Origin of the sequence: Erwinia sp. 9145, assembly GCF_000745075.1 — a bacterium.
Classification (GTDB): Bacteria; Pseudomonadota; Gammaproteobacteria; order Enterobacterales; family Enterobacteriaceae; genus Erwinia; species Erwinia oleae.
The window spans coordinates 1,346,895-1,366,663 of sequence record NZ_JQNE01000001.1 but is presented as its reverse complement, the minus strand read 5'-3'; the positions used below and the strand labels follow the sequence as shown (position 1 = coordinate 1,366,663).

At 56.5% G+C, this 19,769-nt stretch carries 15 protein-coding genes; 1 reads left to right on the top strand and 14 read right to left on the bottom strand.

Features of this window, described 5'->3' with window-relative positions; translation table 11 throughout:
- Positions 1-24: 24 nt before the first annotated feature.
- From FA91_RS06725 to cmoM, 8 genes are all read right to left on the bottom strand, one after another.
- On the bottom strand, positions 25-1,980 hold the full coding sequence (locus tag FA91_RS06725; protein ID WP_034913844.1) for a glycoside hydrolase family 3 N-terminal domain-containing protein: 1,956 nt from the start codon (positions 1,978-1,980) through the stop codon (positions 25-27).
- A gap of 229 nt (positions 1,981-2,209) precedes the next feature.
- A complete protein-coding gene (locus tag FA91_RS06720) occupies positions 2,210-2,839 on the bottom strand; it encodes an MBL fold metallo-hydrolase (protein ID WP_034913840.1) in 630 nt (209 codons plus the stop codon).
- 42 nt (positions 2,840-2,881) lie between these two features.
- On the bottom strand, positions 2,882-3,430 hold the full coding sequence (locus tag FA91_RS06715) for a YcbK family protein (RefSeq protein WP_034913837.1): 549 nt from the start codon (positions 3,428-3,430) through the stop codon (positions 2,882-2,884).
- 186 nt (positions 3,431-3,616) lie between these two features.
- Entirely contained in the window at positions 3,617-5,365 is a 1,749-nt protein-coding gene (gene ldtD, locus FA91_RS06710; protein ID WP_231566798.1) for a L,D-transpeptidase, read from the bottom strand.
- Between the two features lie 244 nt (positions 5,366-5,609).
- Positions 5,610-10,073 (bottom strand): chromosome partition protein MukB, encoded by a 4,464-nt coding sequence (gene mukB / locus FA91_RS06705; RefSeq protein WP_034913831.1) that lies wholly within the window; start codon positions 10,071-10,073, stop codon positions 5,610-5,612.
- Positions 10,074-10,796 (bottom strand): chromosome partition protein MukE, encoded by a 723-nt coding sequence (gene mukE, locus FA91_RS06700; RefSeq protein ID WP_034913829.1) that lies wholly within the window; start codon positions 10,794-10,796, stop codon positions 10,074-10,076.
- The gene (gene mukF, locus FA91_RS06695; RefSeq protein WP_034913826.1) at positions 10,777-12,099 is read right to left on the bottom strand and encodes a chromosome partition protein MukF; all 1,323 of its coding nucleotides are present in this window, start codon (positions 12,097-12,099) and stop codon (positions 10,777-10,779) included. Before mukF ends, mukE begins: the two co-directional genes overlap by 20 nt.
- Positions 12,092-12,877, bottom strand: a complete 786-nt coding sequence (cmoM, locus tag FA91_RS06690; protein WP_034913824.1) for a tRNA uridine 5-oxyacetic acid(34) methyltransferase CmoM — start codon at positions 12,875-12,877, stop codon at positions 12,092-12,094. Before cmoM ends, mukF begins: the two co-directional genes overlap by 8 nt.
- Before the next feature lie 120 nt (positions 12,878-12,997).
- On the opposite strand from cmoM, the gene elyC reads away from it, so the two are divergent.
- The gene (gene elyC, locus FA91_RS06685) at positions 12,998-13,789 is read left to right on the top strand and encodes an envelope biogenesis factor ElyC (protein ID WP_034913822.1); all 792 of its coding nucleotides are present in this window, start codon (positions 12,998-13,000) and stop codon (positions 13,787-13,789) included.
- On the opposite strand, the gene FA91_RS06680 is transcribed toward elyC, so the two are convergent.
- From FA91_RS06680 to msbA, 6 genes are all read right to left on the bottom strand, one after another.
- Positions 13,766-14,659 carry a YcbJ family phosphotransferase gene (locus tag FA91_RS06680; RefSeq protein ID WP_034913820.1) on the bottom strand — a complete coding sequence of 298 codons (894 nt, stop codon included), beginning with the start codon at positions 14,657-14,659 and terminating at the stop codon, positions 13,766-13,768. The two genes, elyC and FA91_RS06680, sit on opposite strands and share 24 nt — an antisense overlap.
- Before the next feature lie 94 nt (positions 14,660-14,753).
- A complete protein-coding gene (kdsB, locus tag FA91_RS06675) occupies positions 14,754-15,500 on the bottom strand; it encodes a 3-deoxy-manno-octulosonate cytidylyltransferase (RefSeq protein WP_034913819.1) in 747 nt (248 codons plus the stop codon).
- Positions 15,497-15,679, bottom strand: coding sequence for a Trm112 family protein (locus tag FA91_RS06670; RefSeq protein WP_034913817.1), 183 nt, complete (start codon positions 15,677-15,679; stop codon positions 15,497-15,499). Before FA91_RS06670 ends, kdsB begins: the two co-directional genes overlap by 4 nt.
- A gap of 85 nt (positions 15,680-15,764) precedes the next feature.
- Complete coding sequence (locus FA91_RS06665; RefSeq protein ID WP_034913815.1) at positions 15,765-16,973, bottom strand: winged helix-turn-helix domain-containing protein; 1,209 nt, start codon at positions 16,971-16,973, stop codon at positions 15,765-15,767.
- 39 nt (positions 16,974-17,012) lie between these two features.
- Entirely contained in the window at positions 17,013-17,999 is a 987-nt protein-coding gene (lpxK, locus tag FA91_RS06660; RefSeq protein WP_034913812.1) for a tetraacyldisaccharide 4'-kinase, read from the bottom strand.
- Positions 17,996-19,744: a lipid A ABC transporter ATP-binding protein/permease MsbA gene (gene msbA, locus FA91_RS06655; RefSeq protein WP_034913809.1), complete on the bottom strand. Its 1,749-nt coding sequence runs from the start codon at positions 19,742-19,744 to the stop codon at positions 17,996-17,998. The genes lpxK and msbA overlap by 4 nt, the downstream gene beginning before the upstream one ends.
- Positions 19,745-19,769 lie beyond the last annotated feature (25 nt).

The window sequence follows — 19,769 nt, the reverse complement described above, 5'->3', positions numbered from 1 at the left end:
GGCCCCGCTATTTTTATGCCGCAGCTATTTCAGACCAAACCCAAGCGTATAGAGCGGATGCTCGCTATCAGCAGCGCGATCTGAATGCTGTTTCAGCACGCTCTCCATTGATGAAGGCAGTTCGAAAGGTAACTTCCCTGAGAACGCGGCGCCATCCATCAGCGCAGTAAACAAGACAGTATCACTCACGCCGAAATTACCGATTAACACACTGGCTTTATCTCTTAAGGGTGTAAGGATCGCTGGCCGGTCAAGGTAAACGGTCACAATAACCGGCATTTTTTCAGCCAGCTTTGCGATGGCGGCGATATCGGCATCATCGTTCCGGAAGGCTAAAGAGCCCTCATGATACTGGGCGCCAAAGAAATAGTTCTTATGCGGCTGCTCAAAGGGCGCAACAATACGCGCAATGGCAATATCCGCTTTTTGGGGTTGATCAACCACCACCAAACCGGCTTTTTTCGCCTCGTCAGCATTAACGCCATGCAGCCAGACCTTTGTTCTGGCTTTGACGGGCAACACGCCCGTTTTTTTCTCTAACAAAACCAGCGACAGACGCTGTGCTCTGTCTGCCTCCTGCTGCCATGCCGCATTGGGTAATTTTTTTGCCGCATTGACGTCCACATAAGCGTTTTCAAATAACCCAAGCGCAATCTTCTGCTCCAGCAGGCGTCTTACCGAGTCATTGATTTTTTCTTCGCTGACTTTGCCCGCTTTGAGCGCCTTAAGCAGTGGCGTGGTGTCAGTGACGCCGCCAAACTGATTGATACCTGCATTAACGGCCCTGGCGAAACGTTCAACCTCGGTCAGTGATTCAACGCCCCACGGCATGCCCAGGCTGCTGGGATCGGGCGCTTCTCCCTCAGGGTGACCATGAATACATTTATCGACACAGTCAGCGGTAATCATCCAGTCGCTGATAATCACGCCATCAAATTTATAGTGCTGACGGAGTAAATCCTGGAGCAAATAGTGGTTAAATCCGGCGCCGACCTGTTCAATCTTTTTCCCTTTATAAACCAGGTTTTTCAGAATGGCGTAAGTTGGCATTACGCCTGCCGTATTGACCTCAAATGCGCCGGTAAATGGGATAAGATGTTCATCCAGATTATTACCGGAAAAATCAGCATATTTGCCATAAACACTGTGGCCGTCAAAGCCGTTTTCCGATGCGCCATAGCCCGCCCAGTGTTTTACCACCGTACTGACGCTCCCGGCATTCAGACCTGACGTGCCGTTTTGCATTCCCGCTACATACCCTCGCACCATCCGTCTGGTCAGTTGAGCATCCTCGCCAAAGGTGCCGGATAACCGCGACCATCTGGGTTCTGTTGCCAGGTCAGCCATTGGCGACAGCGCCTGGGTGATGCCCAGCAGGCGATACTCCTGACGGCCGATGTCCGCGTAACGCTTCACTAAATTTTCGTCTCCGATGGCGGCAAGGCCGGTGGTTTCCGGCCATTTAGAAAAGGCGTCCGGGGTAGCGGTTTTTTCGGGCAGATAGCGATAGGTATTGACCGGATCAATACTGATTGTTAAAGGAATGCCGAGGCGCGCGCCTTCTGCAATTTCCTGTAAGCGATTATTTTGCTCAGCCAGCTTAGCCGGTTCTGTACTTAATCGCGTAATAAAAGTATTTACCCTTTCATCAATAATCATTGCGGCCGAAGCCGTCAGATCGTATTCGCTGCCAATCCCGATAATACTGCCTGGCGCCGGCGCAGAACCGTGCATCATGACACCGGCTTTCTCTTCAGGCGTCATTCTGGAAAGCAGATCGCGGGCCCGCGCCTCGGGTGATAATCGCCAGTCCTCATAGGGGTTCAGCGTTTCATCTTTATTAAGATCCTTAAATAGCAGCCCATCCTGTTGGATAACAGAAACTACTCTGTGCCCCAGTTTGATCTGTTCAGTCGCCTGGCCTGCTAAGGGTAATAAATATGATGTACCGATGACGAATAAAAGCGGATTGATCTTCATCTTTCACCTTCCTGGTTCATTGATAAGATAATGAGGGGTTGTGACAACGGCATAAAAAAAACCTGAACCCGCACGCTGCATTTAGCGCAGAAGCGGTTTCAGGTTTTGCCCGTTTTTCTCTTAACGGTAACAATCCAATATCTGATGATAAATTAACCAGACAGTAAAGACGTTATCATATCCGGTGCTGCCTCACAGAACGCTTTTCCTGAAATGTGATCGGCGACAGCTATTGCAGGAAAGGATTCGAAATACGTTCACGTCCCAGCGTCGACGAAGGGCCATGACCGGGCAGAAAAATCACCTCATCGCCCAGCGGCAGCAGCGTGTTTTTAATGGACGCGATGAGATCGCTGTGGCTGCCCATCGGGAAATCCGAACGGCCCACGCCCCCGCTGAAAATAACATCGCCAGAGATCAGCAGGCGGGAACGTCGTTCAAAAAAGACAATATGACCCGGTGTATGGCCGGGACAGAGGAAAATATCAAAGGAGAGCTCACCCAGTTTAACGGTGTCGCCCTCTTCCAGCCAGCGATCCGGCTCCAGCGGCGCGCATTCCGGCAGGCCAAACATTCTGCTCTGCTCCGGTAATCCTTCCAGCCAGAAAGCATCAGCCTTGTGGGGGCCAACAATCGGCACGCCGTACGACCCGGCCAGCGCCGCCGCCGCGCCAACGTGGTCAAGGTGACCATGCGTCAATAAAATTTGCGTAATTTCAACGCCCTTTTCCGCCACCACTGCCTGGATTTTTTCGGCGTCGCCGCCAGGATCGACAATAGCGGCCTGCCGCGTTTGCGGGCACCAGATGAGCGAGCAGTTCTGTGCGAACGCCGTCACCGGGATAGTTTGATACTCCATATTACTCCGTTACCGGCTGCCAGAGACATCCGGGGATCGCCTTTACCAGTGCCGCATTGGCCCGGTATCAATGTGCACAAAGTTACTCTTTGGATAGTATCCTACACCACCCGCGCGCATGGAAAGCGCAGCTTTGCGGACATTGCTTAATTCGATACCTTCAATATGGAAATCCATTGCCTGCCCGAGCGTGTGATAGCTGTGCTTCGCCACGCCTTTACTGTGGCTGCGCAATGAATTGTTGGTCGCCAGCGAACGGTAGCCTGAAACCAGCTGAACGGGCTTGCGCGTATCCAGCAGCGACTGTAAACGGAATATTTGATCGAAAAGATGGGGATCGATACTTTTTATTTTATTAGCACGATAGTCGCGAAAAAAATGATTCAGCCGCGCCAGTTCATCTTTATCGTATTTCTTACCGTTGAAAAATTCCGTTTTGAGGCTTTCACCCGTATTAAGGTTACTGAGCGTTAAAACGCGTGGGCGAGAGGTTGAAAGCGAAGCGAAAGCCTGCTGCGGCAGGAGCGCAACGCCCAATGCAGCGCCACCCAATACCAGCAGCCTGCGACGATGAGAGTCAAATTTATCCATTAATCTGTGATACCCGGCTAGATGTTCAGAAACGGTGCTTATCAGTTACCGTCGGGAACCATAACCGTGGAGAAAAGCGGAGTCAACCGGGGAAACGTGATCGGCGCAGCAATTCAAAAATGAACGACTGCGCCGCGGAAAGCGATTGATATACAGGCGGCCGCTGAAAGCCAGAAAAATCAACCGTTAGAGCAATAATTGACCAGCGGTGGTCAGCACCTGCGCGCCCGACCGTGCGGTCATGTCATAATTGTAAATATCTGTACGAAATTGCGGCATACCATCTTCTGCCACCCACGCCGTCAGGTAGTAAAGGTTTACCGGGATGCGGTGACGAATTGACACATAGCGCGTATCACCCTCTTTCAGCGTGCTGGAGATGCGTGAATCATTCCAGCCTGCATCCTGAAGCAGCAGATTCGCCAGATCGGATGCTTTATTTACCCGCACGCAGCCGGAGCTTAGCGCGCGAATGTCTTTAGCAAACAGCGTATGGTTCGGCGTGTCATGAAGGTAGATAGCGTCAGAGCTGGGCATATTAAATTTGTAACGCCCCAGCGAATTGGTTGCGCCTGGCGCCTGGCGAATCCGGTACGGGAAGGACGCTGCCGACACCATTCGCCAGTCAATCATCGACGGATCGATGACCTCTGCATCACTGCTCCAGCCCGACAGCAGCGTGTAGTTGTGCTTATAGAGATAGGTGGGATCCTGCTTCACCTTCGGCACGATATCCTGCCGCACCAACGTGGTGGGCACGTTCCACGGCGGATTGAGCACCACGTTGTTCAGCGCGCTGCGCATCAGCGGTGTTTTACGATCCGGTCGGCCGACAATAACCCGCGAGGCCAGAATCTGATTGCCATTAATATAATAATTCAGCGAATAGTCAGGAATGTTCACCATGATGCCGTTATGCATATCATCCGGCAGCAGGCGAAGACGCTGAATATTGAGTGCCAGCAGCGCAGCCCGAAGCTGTGGTGAGACGTTCAGCCATTCGCGGGTACGCGGGCCAATCGCGCCGTCGGCTTCAAGCCCCTGCCAGCGTTGAAAACGCTTCACGCCTTCAATCAGATCGGCGCTGTAGATATGCGTCGGGTCAGCCGGCGCCGTTGCGCTTTCGCCCTGAACCTCGCCCGGATCTGCGGGTGCGCCAGCCTGAGCGGTGTCGGTTATGGCGGTAGCAGAAGGACTGACCGCCACATCATCGCCATCGTTAACATCGACGGGCACGTCGGGCGCGGCGACCGCGTCCTCATTTGGCTGCGGCGCTTCCGTTGCTGCCGTGAGCATGCCGGTACGCTGAAGGATTTCACGCAGCGCCGGGACGTCTTGGCTGAGCTGACCGGGGCGCAGCGTTTTTTGACCGCTGAGCTGCGGCCACGGACGATTGTCCGCCAGCAGCGTTTTCAGCGCCTGGTGCATGCGGGTGTACTGCGGATGCTGAGGCGTTAACGACGCGACAAAAGCGGCGGCGGCCCCGCCGTTTACCGCACGCTGCCACTGATTGATCACCGACAGCGCCGGTAGCTCAATTTTGTAAGGCACGTTGCTGTAGAGCCAGGTTTCGCCTTTTGTCGGCACGGTGGAGGCAAACTGCAAATAGCCCAGCATCGCGTCGGATAAGACAATATCGCGCGCTTCACCGGTAATGGCCGGATCGGTCAGCAGTTTGATCCACTGCGTAAACTGCGGCTGCACGCCGGAGAGGGCCACTTCCGCCAGCTGCTGCTGGAACTGCTGCACCGCCTCACGATCCTGCCACAGAGGCTGCATATCGCGCGCGGCATAGATCGTCGCCAGCGTGCTGAGATAAACGGGCCGGTAGCCATGCGCGAAATGGGCTAACAGCTGTGATTGCGCCTCAGCGTGTGAACGCGTAGCGTTGACCGGTGCCGAAACAGGAGGTATGCCCGCAGCGACGGGGGCCATTTCCCCCATAAAGAGCGCCAGGCAGCAGCCCAGCAGTGGTAACTTTGCGGAAAGCGATTTTGTCAGCAACATCCCTTGCCTCCTGTAGTTTATCAACAGACAGACCCCATCTGTTGTAGCGTCGTTGTTATAAGTTTAGAAAAGAAAACGGCATTTGCTGTAAAACCAGCAAATGCCGTTACGTAGATTAATGCGCTGACAGATTTTTATCTATATCTGACAGTGGAATTTTTTTAACCCATTGTCAGGAAGATACCTGTTGCTCGTGACCTTCCGAGGTGGCGTTGACCGCCGCCGTGTCGGCCGCAAAGCCGCGAAGCCCCACCACGTGCACATGTTCAACGTTGTTAATGACTTTACGCACCAGTTTATAGGTGGTGCCTTTTTCCGGACTGATATTTTCCGGCGCCGCAATAATGAGCTGCATCTCCAGACGATCGCAGAGCTCGAAAAGTGTGGCAATTGACCGGGCATCAAGACGCGCCGCTTCATCGAGGAACAGCAGGCGACACGGCGAGATATCTTTCCCGCGCAGGCGGCGCGACTCGTCTTCCCAACTCTGCACCACCATCACCAGTATCGACATCCCGGTACCAATCGCTTCACCCGTGGAGAGCGCGCCGCTTTCCGCACGCAGCCAGCCTTCCGAGCCGCGATTTACCTCAACTTCCATCTCCAGATAGTTGCGGTAATCAAGCAGCTCTTCGCCGATGGTTTGCGGCGTACGCTGTCCCATATCCACCTGCGGATTCAGGCGTTGATAGAGCTTTGCCAGCGCCTCAGAGAAGGTCAGACGATTGCTGTTGAAGAGATCCTGATGCTGCTCATGCTGTTCAGACAGTACATCCAGCAGCGTGGCGTGGGACTCCCGCACGTTAACGTTAAGCCGCACGCTCCGCACCTGGCCAAAGCTGACGCTTTGCAGGCCCTGATTCAACTGGCGAATACGGTTCTGCTCGCGCTGGATGGTTTTACGGATGATGTTAGCCACGCTTTTGGAACTGATCGCCAGCATCTGTTCGCGCGCCGTCAGCTCTTCGGTCAGGCGATTCAGCTCAATCTCCATCTGCTCAATGGCCTCGACCGGATCGTCGGTGCGGATGATATCCTGACGAATACGCTCGCGCAGATGCTGATAAACAGCGATGAAGAACTGAATTTTTCGCTCCGGCCGCTTCGGATCTTCCGACAGGCGCAGCACATCGCGCAGGTGTTCGTTGTCTGCCACCGCCAGGCGCAGCGCGCCCAGCGCCTTATCCGACATTGAGCGCAGCTCATCACCGCTCAGGTAGGCCAGCTCACGACGATGCAGCCTGCGCTCGACGCCGTTGTCTTTCACCAGCCGCAACACGGCGACCCAGCCCGCTTTCGCGCTGACCACCTGCTCGCGACTCTGATGATATTCACGTTCGACGCGTTTGAGTTTTTTCTGCAACGCGTCCATTTCTGCTTCGCAGAAGGTGAGCTGTTTTTCCAGCTGATTGCGACGCGCACGGTTATTGCTCAGCGCGTTATACAGTTCATCGCGACGGACGCGGGCGCGCTCTTCCGCGCTGGCGTCGGCGTTGACGCCAATGTCCTGCATCTCCTGCTGAAGTTCTTTCAGCATGTCACGTTTGGCATCGAATGAGCTTTTCAGCGACGCGAGAAGCTGGCTGTACTGCGTAAAGCGTGCCTGATGTTCACGTAGCTGTTCGCGCGCGCGGGCACGCTCGGCTTCGGCCTGCTCCAGCCGCTGACGCAGCTTCTCGTTCAGATCGCTGTTGCCGTCGAGCATGCCAGCGGAATCCACATAGCTGAAATGCGCGCGGCGCTGCACGACTTCGGTCAGCGCAAACGCCTGCTGACGCGCGGCCTGCTGCGTCTGGCGCGCCTCTTCGTAATCCAGCTTCAGCTGCTCGTGCTGTTCAGGATCGTTTTGCAACACCGACGCCATAGGTTCCAGTTTTGCCAGCTGGCTGCCGTGTTGTTGCAGAAAACGTGTCGCTTCCTGCGCTTCATCAAGCTGCTCCAGCAGTTCGTCGTAGCGATCCTGAAGCGTCTCATCCAGCAACAGGCTGATGCGCGGCATCAGACGGTTAAGCTGGGATACGCCCTCCTTCGCCTGCTCAAACTGCTGACGCTGCTGCTGGTTTTCACTTTCATGTTGCGCAAGGCCGCGCTCCAGTTCGGTACGACGGCCGTTAAGCTGACGAATTTCCGCTTCCGGATCGGCCTCAAAAGCCACGCCAAGGTGACTGCCGATAAAGCGGCTGAAAGACTGATGCAGCCGCTGCGTTTTCTGCACGTCGAACGACAGCGTGGCATAACGCTCGGCCAGCGTTTCGCGCTCGGCGTGCAGCAGTTCAAGCTGGTTTTCGCGCGCGGCACGGCCAAACAGCGGCACTTTCGGGAAACGCGAGTAGCGCCACTGGCGCTCGCCGGACTTCACCACCACCGCGCGCTGCATCTCTTCTACGTTAAATACGCTGTCATCAAAGGACTGCGGGTCACCCTCAATCAGATAGAGATCTTCCGGGCACTCCTCCAGCCCTTCCAACTGCTCGCGCGCCCTGGAGAGATCGGGCACCACGATAGCATGACGCGACGGGCCGTAAAGCGCCGAGAAATAGGGTGCGTCTTCAAGAGTGACGTCGTCATAGATTTCCGACAACAGCACGCCGCCAAAGCGCTCGGCCAGGTGGTTAAGCCGCGCATCTTCCGCGCCGCCGGGCTGGCTCAGACGTGCGATCTGCGCCTCCACATCGCGCTTACGGGTCGAAACCTCATCGCGCTCAACGGTGGTTTCGCGCTCGCGCTCCAGCAATTGTTGCATGAATTCGGTAACCTGCTGGCTGTTTTCCAGCGGCTGATCGGTTTGCTCGCGCAGTTGGATTAATATTTCCTGTCCGGCCAGCCACTGCGGCGCCTGGCGGGTCAGGCGGGCAATGCGTTCCCGCACCTGCTCCAGCGTCTGACGCATCTCCATACGACGCTCGCCCGCGAGAGAGACGCTTTCGGAAAGCTGTTCGATCTGCGCTTCCAGCGACTGCTGATAATCTTCAAGCTCCTGCGGATGATACGCCTGCCCCTGCCGCTTGCAGAACTCGTTCAGCAGGCGTTCAGCTTCCTGCTGCTCGCGCAGGCGCTGTTCCATTTCGGCAATGCGTGAGCGCAACGAGGGCATCTGCTCAGCGTGATAGCGCTGGTTGGCGGCTTCACGCAGCAGATCGCGCGCGGTTTGCCACGCATCGCTGCGGCTGACCGGCCCGTTAATGCGGGTAACCAGATCAAACGCCTGTTCAAACTGGCTGTGCGCCGCCTCGGCCACGCTCATTTTTTGTTCAAGCATCAGCAGTCGTGCGGTGGCCTCTTGCTCTTTCGCCTGGAAAGTTTCCTGCCACTCTTCTGCATTATCGATAGCGAGATCGGGAAGCTGGCAAATCGCCTGCGCGCGCTGAAGCGCCGCCAGCGCCTGCTGATACTGAATTGCGCGCGTCTGCTGCACGTCCAGCGCCTGCTGGTAATCGGCAAGCTGGCTTTTCAGCTCGTCCACTTCCGCTTCGGCGCCTTCCAGACGCGCTTCGTTCTCTTCCTGCACTTCACGCGCTTCCGCCACCACCTCGTTTTGCTCTTCCAGGCGGTAGGTCAGCTCATCGATGTCGCCCTCGTAGCGTTCGATCTTCTCCTGCTGACGCATGGCGGTTTGCACCAGGTTCAGGTGATCGCTGGCGCTCTGATAATCGGTTTCGAGATCGCTTTCTGCCGCGACGTGCTCGCTCAACTCGCGCGACATCTCCACGTGGCGATATTGCTCGACGCTGAGCTGCTTGCGGCTGTCGAGAAGGTCATGACGCTGCTGTAGCGCACCGTCCAGATGGATGCGCCGCTCATTGGCGTGGCGCATGTAATCTGCCGCCACGTAGCTGGTTGCTTCGGAGATCAGATGTTTGAACAGATCGCGATCGGACTGCGTCACGCGGATCGCTTCCAGCGTCATCCGATTTTCGCGCAGCGCGGCTTCCATATCCTGAAACGCCTTGCGCACGCCGCTGTTTTCCGGCAACAGGTAGTCACGCAGCGAGCGGGTAATGGCGCTGGAAATACCGCCGTAAAGCGACGCTTCGATCAGCCGGTAATATTTGCTGCGATCCGAGGCGGAGCGCAGGCGGCGCGCCACAATGCCCAGGTCGAACATCAGCGAATGGTAATCGATAATGGAGTTGAACTGCTTAAACTGCACGCTCTCCATCGCCTCGAACTTCTCTTTCAGCTCGCTGAGCGGCAGCACGCGCGCCTGGCGTGCGTTAACGGTTTCCGTGAGGATCTCCGTCGGGTTGATCGAGGTGGGCAGGCCGTGAATGCTGAAGGGTTTAATATCAACTTTACGATCGCGGCCGGCCACCTGTTGCAGACGCACGCCGACGATCACCCGCTGGTGAACCGAATTCACCACGTCCAGCGCCGCATAACAGACTCCCGGACGCAGCTTGCCGTGCAGCCCTTTGTCACGCGAGCCTGAGGTTGCGCCTGCTTCCGTCGTGTTGCGGAAGTGCAGCAGCGTAAGATCGGGGATCAGTGCGGTGATAAACGCCGCCATGGTAGTTGATTTACCGGCGCCGTTGCCGCCGGAAAGCGTGGTGACCAGCTCATCAAGGTCAAAGGTTCGCGCAAAAAAACCGTTCCAGTTAATCAGCGTCAGCGAACGAAACTTCCCGCGTTCAATCATTTACTCATTCTCCGCGTTGTCGGACGGACGGCCCGAAGCCTCTCCCTCCTCATCGCTGTCATCGTTCAGCGCCAGGCCATTTTCAATCGACATCGCTTCGCCGTCCCTGATCATCCTCAGTTGCGCTTCTCGCGCGTCGTCGCCGCTGCGAACGTCGGCGCCGAAGCGGAAAACCGTCTCAATGATGCGGAATTTACTGCTGTCGTTGCCCATAAACCACACCATGCCCAGACGGCGCAGGCGGTTGAGCGAGGCGCGCATTTTCTCCTGAAGCTTCTGTCGGTCCAGATCCGATCCGGTCGATCGCTGGTTCACCAGCTTCAGTAGCTTGTTTTCATCGGCCAGCGTCAGCAGCTCGTCGTAAAGCTCCTGCTGGGTGAAGATCCCCTCGTTGGCCAGCCGTTCCGGACTCAGGTAGAGATAGCAGAGAATTTTCCCGACCATCATGTCCAGCTCAGAGAGCACCGATCGCGGGATAAGCGTGGTTGAGCGAGGGCGTAAATAGAAAAAACCTTCCGGCGCGCGGATCAGCTCAACGTTATAACGCGCGTAGAACTCTTCCAGATACTCCTGGTAATCCATCAGGAACGCGTGATTATCTAACTCTTCAATGCCGATGTGGCGACCCGCGCGTAGCTGACTATCCAGCGCCGGAAAAAGGGAATTTGCCAGCGCCTGCGCCAGCTTAACCGGCATCACTTGTTCAATATTTATCGATGACATGCGCCTGCACCTTGGCTCCGTAATCATTAATGACCTGCCATTCTGCCGGCAGGCCCGAGAAATCTGCTTCGGCCACGCCTAAGCGCACGGCCTGATCGACCACGATGCGCGCCAGGTCAAAGTGACGCGCCCGTGGATACTGCGCGAGATAGTCGCGCATGACCGCCCCGAGATTAAGCGGTTTTTGCTGCGTTTTGTAGACGGCCAGCGCCTCTTCAATCATCGCGGCAAGCTGCTCGCGGATCTCATTAAACTCTTCATATTCCAGCTCGGACGGCAGCTCGCCGGTCACCTCTTCGTTGCGCAGCGTCAGCTCTTCGTCGCGCACGTCGTACAAACGGTCGGCGTTGGCACAGGTCAGCGTCCACGGCATATCGAAATAGTTTTGCACCGACAGACGCAGGCGCTGCGCAAAGACGCGGTTTTTATCCATATCAATGGCGGTTCGGATAAATTTATGCACGTGGCGGTCATAGCCAATCCACAGATCGATCGCCTGCTGGCCCCAACTGATGATGCGGTCGAGTTTGCTTTGAAGGTCGAACACCAGCTTGTCGATAAAGTGAAGATCCGGGCTGTTCATGATCGCCTCCTGAATGCGCAGCAGGTTGGCCTGAAGCTTATCGCCTGCCGCTTCAAGCGTGTCCTGAAGTTCGCGCAGCGTCCCGGATGTTTCGCTCAGCAGCAGCTCACAGCTGGAGATGGCCGCCTGCCAGTCTTTATTCAGCAACTGCGCGATATCATCTTTTACCGCCTGCTGCTGCTCGTCCATAATGCGCTGTGAGATATCAATGCTGTCGAAGATCTCCGCAACCGAGTATTTGAGCGGTGCGAAAACGTTGCGGTGCCAGTGAAATTCGTCGCCGTTTTCTGCGGCGGCATCGGCAGCCCGCTTCAGTTCGCTGGCCACAATCGACAGCTGCATGGAGAGCCGCAGAGTGGAAAATTCGCGCTGGCGGATATAGTAATCGGTGATGCCAATCGCCAGCGGCGTCAGGCGATAAATCGCATTCCCTTCGGAAAGCTCGCTGGTAAAGCGGTTAAGCAGCCGCTGGCGCACCATATCGTTGATGGCGTTGTTCGCGCGCGTATTCAGGGTTTCGCTGGTTTGATCAAAGCCTTCGCTGACGTGACGGAAGGCATCAATCAGCTCACCTTCGCTCATCTCTCCGTCCATGCGCTCGCCGTTAAGGGTGGCGACAGCCAGCAAAAAAGCCAGACGTTCAGTGGGCAATGAGACAGAAAAGTCGTTTTTTCTCGCCCAGGCAACCAGTTCAGGCACCGTCTGGGAATATTCACTCATTGTTCGTCCTTACGGGTTTCCGCGCCGTCACATGGATGTAACGGCCCAGACTTAAAAAGGGCTCCTGGCGACACAGACGCTTTTCCAGCGCCAGAATTTCCTCAAATCGCTCGGTTTGCTTATTTTTTTCGCGCAGGTAATCGTGGAAAACGCGGATCCCCGCTTTCTCTTCAACGATGAAGCCGGCCTGTTCCAGCCAGCGATAAACCTGCTGCGGCTCGCGGGGGAAGTCGGGCGAAAGCGTTTTTCTTTTCCGCTTGCGTAAATCGGCCTGCATGTAGCCGAAATTTCCCAGCACCAGCGTCTGCATCATTAATCCGTTGACGTTGTAAAACATCAGCGAGAGCACGCCGCCCGGCGCCAGCGCGGCATAGAGCGCGGTCAGAACCGCTTCGGGTTCCGCAACCCATTCGAGCACAGCGTGAAACAATACCAGATCGACGGGCTTATCCAAATGTTGCGCGGCGTCTTGTGCGCTAATTTGTTTAAATTGCATGTGATGGCTCACACCTTTTTCTTCGGCGTTGAGGCGCGCACGCGCTAACATTTCCGCCGAGAGGTCACAAAGCAGCACCTGATGCCCTTGTGCGGCCAGTCCGCTACTGATTTGACCCTCGCCGCCGCCCGCGTCAAGAATGTGTAGCGCCCGGCGCGGCAGGCTGGCTAAAATTGTTTCAAGCTCCTGCCAGACGATCGCCTGCCGGATACGGCCTTTAGTGGTGCCATAGATATTCTTCGAAAACTTGTCGGCGATATCATCAAAGTTGCGATCCTGCATGCCGCGGCCCCACGAGACTCAGTCAGGTGGCTATTTTGACATACACGGCGCGATAATGAACCTTTCCGTCGCCACGTGGTGAGTAAGTGGCGTTTTTTCGGACAAAAGGAGTCCGTTTTCATGCTTTTTACCCTGAAAAAAATCGTCGGCGGCCTGCTGCTTCCCCTGCCCTTCCTGCTCATTCTTATGGCGACTGGCATTTTATTGCTCTGGTTCAGCCGCTGGCAGAAAACCGGCAAAATCATCCTCTCTTGCAGCTGGCTTTTCCTGACGCTGCTCAGCCTGCAACCGATAGCCGATCGGCTGCTGGCCCCGGTTGAAGATCGCTATGCCACGCAGCGCGAGACCCATAACGTTGACTACATTGTGGTGCTGGGCGGGGGCTATACGTGGAATGACGCGTGGGCGCCCAGTTCGAATATGCTGAATAACAGCCTGCCCCGACTGACCGAAGGCATTCGTCTGTGGCGGCAACATCCGCAGGCGCGTCTGATTTTTACCGGCGGTGCCGCGCCGCATAATCCGGTCAGTTCAGCGGAAGTCACCTCGCGCGTCGCGCAATCGCTTGGCGTACCGCAAGAAAAAATTATTACGCTCGACCACCCGCGCGATACCGCACAGGAGGCGCAGGAGGTGGCAAACATCGTCGGTGCACGCCCTTTCCTGCTGGTGACGTCGGCTTCACATTTGCCGCGCGCTATTATCTGGTTTGAGAAACAGGGACTTCATCCCATCCCTGCTCCGGCCAATCAGCTCGCCATTAACTCGCCGCTTCCGGCCTGGGAGAGAGCCATTCCCGCCTCGTTCTGGCTTGGACACAGCGAACGCGCGATTTATGAAACGCTGGGGCGCATCTGGCAGCGCCTGACGGCGCAAAGCGATATACCGTCAACGGAGCCAGGGCATAAGTGACTGTGCTGCCTGATGAAAGCGGGTGGGTTCGAACTGCCCGGTATGGATCATATTATCGACCTGATCCCACATCGTGTAGAGCCAGCGGCGGGCGATAAACCCTTCCGCCACCGGCGCCTGCTTCAGATAGTGGAAGAGCAGCGCCTGCGACTGTCCTTCGTCGCTGAGGCGAAAAAGCTCATATTCACGCGGCGCCCACAGCATCATGCCCGGATTGATCATCGACAGAAGCTGATCGCCTCTGGCCTCTTTCAGCATGCTGCGCAGCGTAATGTTGCCGTGCACCAGCACGCAGGGATCGTCGAAATCCGCCATCAGATCGGAAAGATTTTCCCGGCTGCGCCTGAGCATGTGGAGATCGTCGTCGGTCAGCCCTGCCGGACGCATAAATTTGAGCGTTGACCACAGTACTTCGATGCGTTGCGTATACCAGGCGGTCCAGTTGTTCTCCTGCGTGCTGTCGGCGCGCCCCACCAGACCGTGGCTGTCCAGCCGGTGCCAGGCCAGTAGCGCTTCAACAATCTGTTCCTGAAGCTGTAGCCAGCGGTCGCGCGTGCGCGTTGGCGCCTCGACGGACACGCCGCCCATGCGCTCAATAAGCAGCACTTCATGCTGCGGCGAACGCTGGCTGACCACCAGGCCATAAACTGACGGCAAACGAACGAGACTTTCACGCGCCAGCATCGAGAGCTTGTACGCTTCCTGTGCTGCCACGCCTTTCACGTTGAAGTATTTTGCCACCACCGGCATGGCGGTGCCTTTCCCGTCATAGAGCGAGTAAAGGCTGGCATACGGCTGTTCGCTGATACACTCCAGGCGGCTGAGGGGCTCACCCAGCACCAGCGAAAGCTCTGAACGAAGCTGTTCCATTGTTACCTCCTGTCAGGCAATCATTTAATGATGGACCCGTTCAGGAGGATTGCATGGAAGCAGATCAAGGAAGTGGGATAAAAGTGAATCTGCGTTATCGCATAGCGATTCGGACACGTGCGAGATCTTCAGGCGTATCAACGCCCACGCTGGGAACAGCCTTCGCCGCCTCAACGTGAATTTTTTCGCCATACCAAAGCACGCGAAGCTGCTCAAGCAGCTCGATCTGCTCCAGTGGACTGGGCGCCCAGCTCACGTAGCGACGAATAAAACCGGCACGATAGGCGTAAATGCCAATGTGCCGCAGGAAGGTTTCACCTATTGTCTCGCGCGAATGGGTAAAACGTTCGCGATCCCAGGGAATAGCGGCGCGTGAGAAGTAGAGCGCATAGCCGTTCGCATCCATCACCACCTTCACCGCGTTAGGATTGAACGCCTCTTCCGCCGTGTCAATCGGCACCGCCAGCGTCGCCATGTTGGCTGCGCTGCGCGACAGATTGTCGGCCACCTGGCGAATAATCACCGGCGGGATCATCGGCTCGTCGCCCTGCACGTTAACAATGACGGTGTCATCGGCAAACTGATAGCGTTCCACCACTTCCGCCAGACGTTCCGTACCGGACTGGTGATCCGCGCGGGTCATGCACACTTCGCCACCGGCGGCTTCAACAACGCGCGCCACGTCAGCGTGATCGGTGGCAACGATAACGCGCGACGCGCCGGACTCCAGCGCCCGTTCCATTACGTGCAGCACCATTGGTTTGCCGTTGATATCAACCAGCGGTTTTCCCGGCAGCCGCGTTGAGGCAAAGCGTGCCGGTACAATAGCGATAAAACTCATGGATGGCTCTCTTCCAGCGTCAGCGCACGAGATTCGCTTTCCAGCAGCACAGGAATGCCGTCGCGCACGGGATACGCCAGGCCATCTGGTTTACAGATGAGCTCCTGCTGATCTTTAATATAATAGAGTTTGCCGTGGCAAACCGGACAGGCAACAATTTCAAGTAAACGGTGATCCATATTAGCTCCTGAACAGAACCCGGTCAGACAGAGCGTCAGAATATCACAGCTTGCATCAGGAGGTTACCCTGCGCGAAAGGCAAAATTACAGCGACCACCCTTTTTGCCAGGTATGCTCCAGCGCGTCGGGCAGCCGGTCCAACACCACCGTTTCAGCGCCCTGCCAGCGGGCAAAACGTGAAAGCGCCTGCTGCATGTCGTTGAGAAAAGCCTGGCTGACGCGCACGCCCGGTTCCAGCCAGAATGCCTTTATCAGCAGAACCTTCTCTTTACGCAGCATTTTTGCGTCCAGCCTTCCCTTCAGCGCGCCACGGTGCAAAACGGGCAGAACAAAATAGCCAAACTGCCGTTTCGCCTCTGGCGTGTAGCACTCCAGACGATAGTCGAAATCAAACAGTTCCAGCGCCCGTTTACGATCCCAGACCACCGGATCAAACGGCGAAAGAAGAGCGGTATGCGTTGCCGCAGGTGTCGCTTCAAGCTGTGGCAGCAGCGCAGAGTGCAGATAGCAGCGGCCCAGTTTTTCGACCTCCACCTCCACCACCTCGCCCTGTGTAACCCAGTCGTCGAGGGTTGCTTTAACCGGTGCGCGCTTAAGCCGATAGTAGTCCGCCAGCCAGCTGGCGCGAAACAATCCCAGCGCGGCGGCGCTGTTGCGCAGCATCTGCTGCACCGCCTCCTGCTCGCTCAGCGCATGTCGCGCATCGTCCCAGTCCGGGAGCACGCGACGTCTGAGATCGTACACGCGCTGAAAATTGCGTCGCTCCGTCACCATCAGTTCCCCGGCGGTAAAGAGATTTTCCAGATGCCTTTTGTGCGGCTTCCATGCCCACCAGCCAGCCTTTTGCCCTTCCGGCGCGGCGAAGTCAGCCGATTTCACCGGCCCGTTTTGCTCAATATGCTGCAAAAGCTCGCCAATCTCCTGCTGCCACGTTTCCATCCATGCGTGATTGTATTTCCAACCCAGACGTTGTGGATCGAGCATGCGATGGCGCAGCAGCGGATAGTCTTCCGAAGGAATGAAACAGGCCTCGTGAGCCCAATACTCGAACAGGCTGCCGGAAGCGAGCGCATCGTTCAGCCATGTCTGATCGTACTCGCCGAGGCGACTGAACAGAACCAGGTAAGGACTGCGCGCAACAACATGGATGGTATCGATTTGCAGCAACGACATGCGCCGGATTGCGGCTAATACGTCGGCGAAAGTTGCCTTGCGCGACGGTGCGCGCAGCATACCCTGCGCGGAAAGATGGAGGTGGCGGGCCTGCTTCAGTGAAAGTTGCGGTAACGACATAATGCACCTGATTGCCAGAGACGTATTGAGTGTAGCGTCTCAGCGCGGGGAGCGGCAGATCCGGGTAATACTGTCCAGCAGCGCCGAGGCCTGCGGGTCAGGTAGGCTGGCATCCACCGGCAAATACCACCAGTTCCCGGCGGCGAAGGGACGCGCTTTTACCGCGTCTTTTTCGGTCATCAGCAGCGTCTGATAAGGCCCGGCCAGTGCGTGAAGCTGCGCCTCGCTGTAGTTCTGATGGTCGGCAAAAGCAATCTCTTTAACCGGTGTAATGCCCTGCTGCTTCAGCGTGGTAAAAAAGCGCGGTGGGTGACCAATGCCCGCCATCGCCACCACCTGCGTCAGGGTGCTGGCGGGCCGGGTTTCGCCGGTTTTGATATTGACCGCGTCGCCAGGCGCAAGCGTCATGGGAATTTCACCGGCTTTCGCTTCACCGCCGTTGGTAATCACCGCATCCACGCTTTTGAGCCTTGCAGCGCGTTCGCGCATCGGCCCCGCCGGAAGCCACCAGCCGTTACCGAAGCGACGCGTACCGTCCACCACCACAATTTCAATGTCGCGCGCCAGTGCGTAGTGCTGTAACCCGTCATCGGTAATAACGATGTCGATATCGCCCTGTTCAAGCAGCGCCTGCACCGCCTCGCGCCGGACGGGAGAAACAGCAACCGGCGCGCCGGTGCGTTGATAAATCAGCACCGGTTCGTCACCCGCCTCGCGCGTGGTGGTGCGCGTATTCAGCAGCAGCGGATAGCGCGCCGCTTTACCGCCATAGCCACGCGAAACCACGCCGGGGCGCAGGCCGCGCTGCTGTAATGCTTCCACCAGCCAGATGGCGACCGGCGTTTTGCCGTTGCCACCAGCGGTCAGGTTGCCCACCACCACCACCGGCACCGGTGAACGCCATGCTTTGCGCCATCCCAGCACGTAACTCAGGCGGATCAGTTTGCTGACAAGGCCATACAGAAAACTGAACGGCAAGAGCAGCAGATAAAGCGGCGATTTGCCGCTCCATATGCGCTCAATCATTGACCAAACTGCATTTTATGAAGCTGCGCATAGACGCCTCGTTGCTCCAGCAGCACCTGATGGCTGCCGCGTTCAACAATATGGCCGTCCTCAACCACCACAATTTCATCCGCCTGTTCGATAGTGGAAAGTCGGTGCGCGATCACCAGCGAGGTACGGTTTTTCTGTAACTCATCCAGCGCCGCCTGAATCGCGCGTTCAGACTCGGTATCCAGCGCGGAGGTCGCCTCGTCCAGAATCAGCACCGGGCTGTCGCGCAGCAGCGCGCGCGCGATGGCGATGCGCTGGCGCTGCCCGCCGGAGAGCAGCACCCCGTTCTCGCCAATAACGGTATCGAGCCCGTTATCCATTTTGTTAATAAAATCCATCGCATGCGCCATAACCGCCGCTTTTTCAATATCTTCACGGCTGTAGTGCTCGTTACGCGCGTAGGCAATATTGTTTGCTACGGTATCGTTAAACAGATGTACGTTCTGCGAAACCAGCGCTACCTGATTACGCAGCGAGCTGAGCGTATATTCGCGCAGATCGTGGCCGTCCATCAGAATCTCGCCCTGCTGCACGTCATAGAATCGCGTGAGCAGGCTGGCAATGGTTGATTTGCCCGAGCCTGAGCGCCCGACCAGTGCGACCGTCTTGCCTTCAGGGATCGCAAGATTGATATTGTGTAACGCAGGCGCTTCGCGGCCTGGATAGGTAAAGGTTACATTGCGGAACTCAATATCGCCCCTTGCCCGCTCAATGGTGCGCGTTCCGGTATCTTCTTCCTGCTCGCTATCAAGAATTGAAAACAGCGTCTGGCAGGCCGCCATGCCGCGTTGAAACTGCGCGTTAACGTTGGTCAACGATTTCAGCGGGCGCATCAGTGCGATCATTGAAGAAAACACAACGGTGATCGTCCCGGCGGTCAGCGTTTCCATTACCGAAGGAAAGCTGGCGGCGTAAAGCACAAATGCCAGCGCCAGCGAGGCGATAAGCTGAATAATCGGATCGGAAATTGACGACGCGGAAACCAGCTTCATGCCCTGTTGACGCATACGATTACTGACGCGGTTAAAGCGTTCGCTTTCTACCTGCTGACCGCCAAAGATCAACACTTCTTTATGCCCTTTAAGCATCTGTTCGGCGCTGGTGGTCACGTGTCCCATGGTGTTCTGCATGCTTTTACTGATGTTGCGGAAGCGCTTGGATACCATGCGGATGGCAAAGGAAACAATCGGCGCCAGCAAAATAAGGATTAAAGAGAGTTGCCAGCTGTACCAGAACATCATGATAAACAGGCCAATAATCGACGCACCTTCGCGTACCACCGTCACCAGCGCGCTGGATGAAGACGACGCGACCTGTTCAGAATCGTAGGTAATACGGGAGAGCAGCGTACCGGTGGACTGCTGATCAAAAAAAGCAACCGGCATGCCCATCATATGGCTGAAGAGACGACGACGCATGGTCATCACCACGTTGCCTGATACCCAGGAGATGCAGTAGCTGGAAATATAGCTGGTCACGCCACGGATCAGCATCAGACCGATGACCGCCAGCGGCATCCATATCAGCACTGAGGAATCTGCTTTGCCAAAACCGTCATCAAGAAGCGGTTTCAGCAGTGACAGCATCAACGTATCACCCGCTGCGTTAATTACCAGCGCAACCGCCGCCACGATCAGACCCGTTCTGAATGGCGCAATCATCGGCCAGAGGCGACGGAACGTCTGCCAGGTGGAGAGATCTTTATCCTGTTGCATTATTAAACCAGCTTTAGAAGAAATA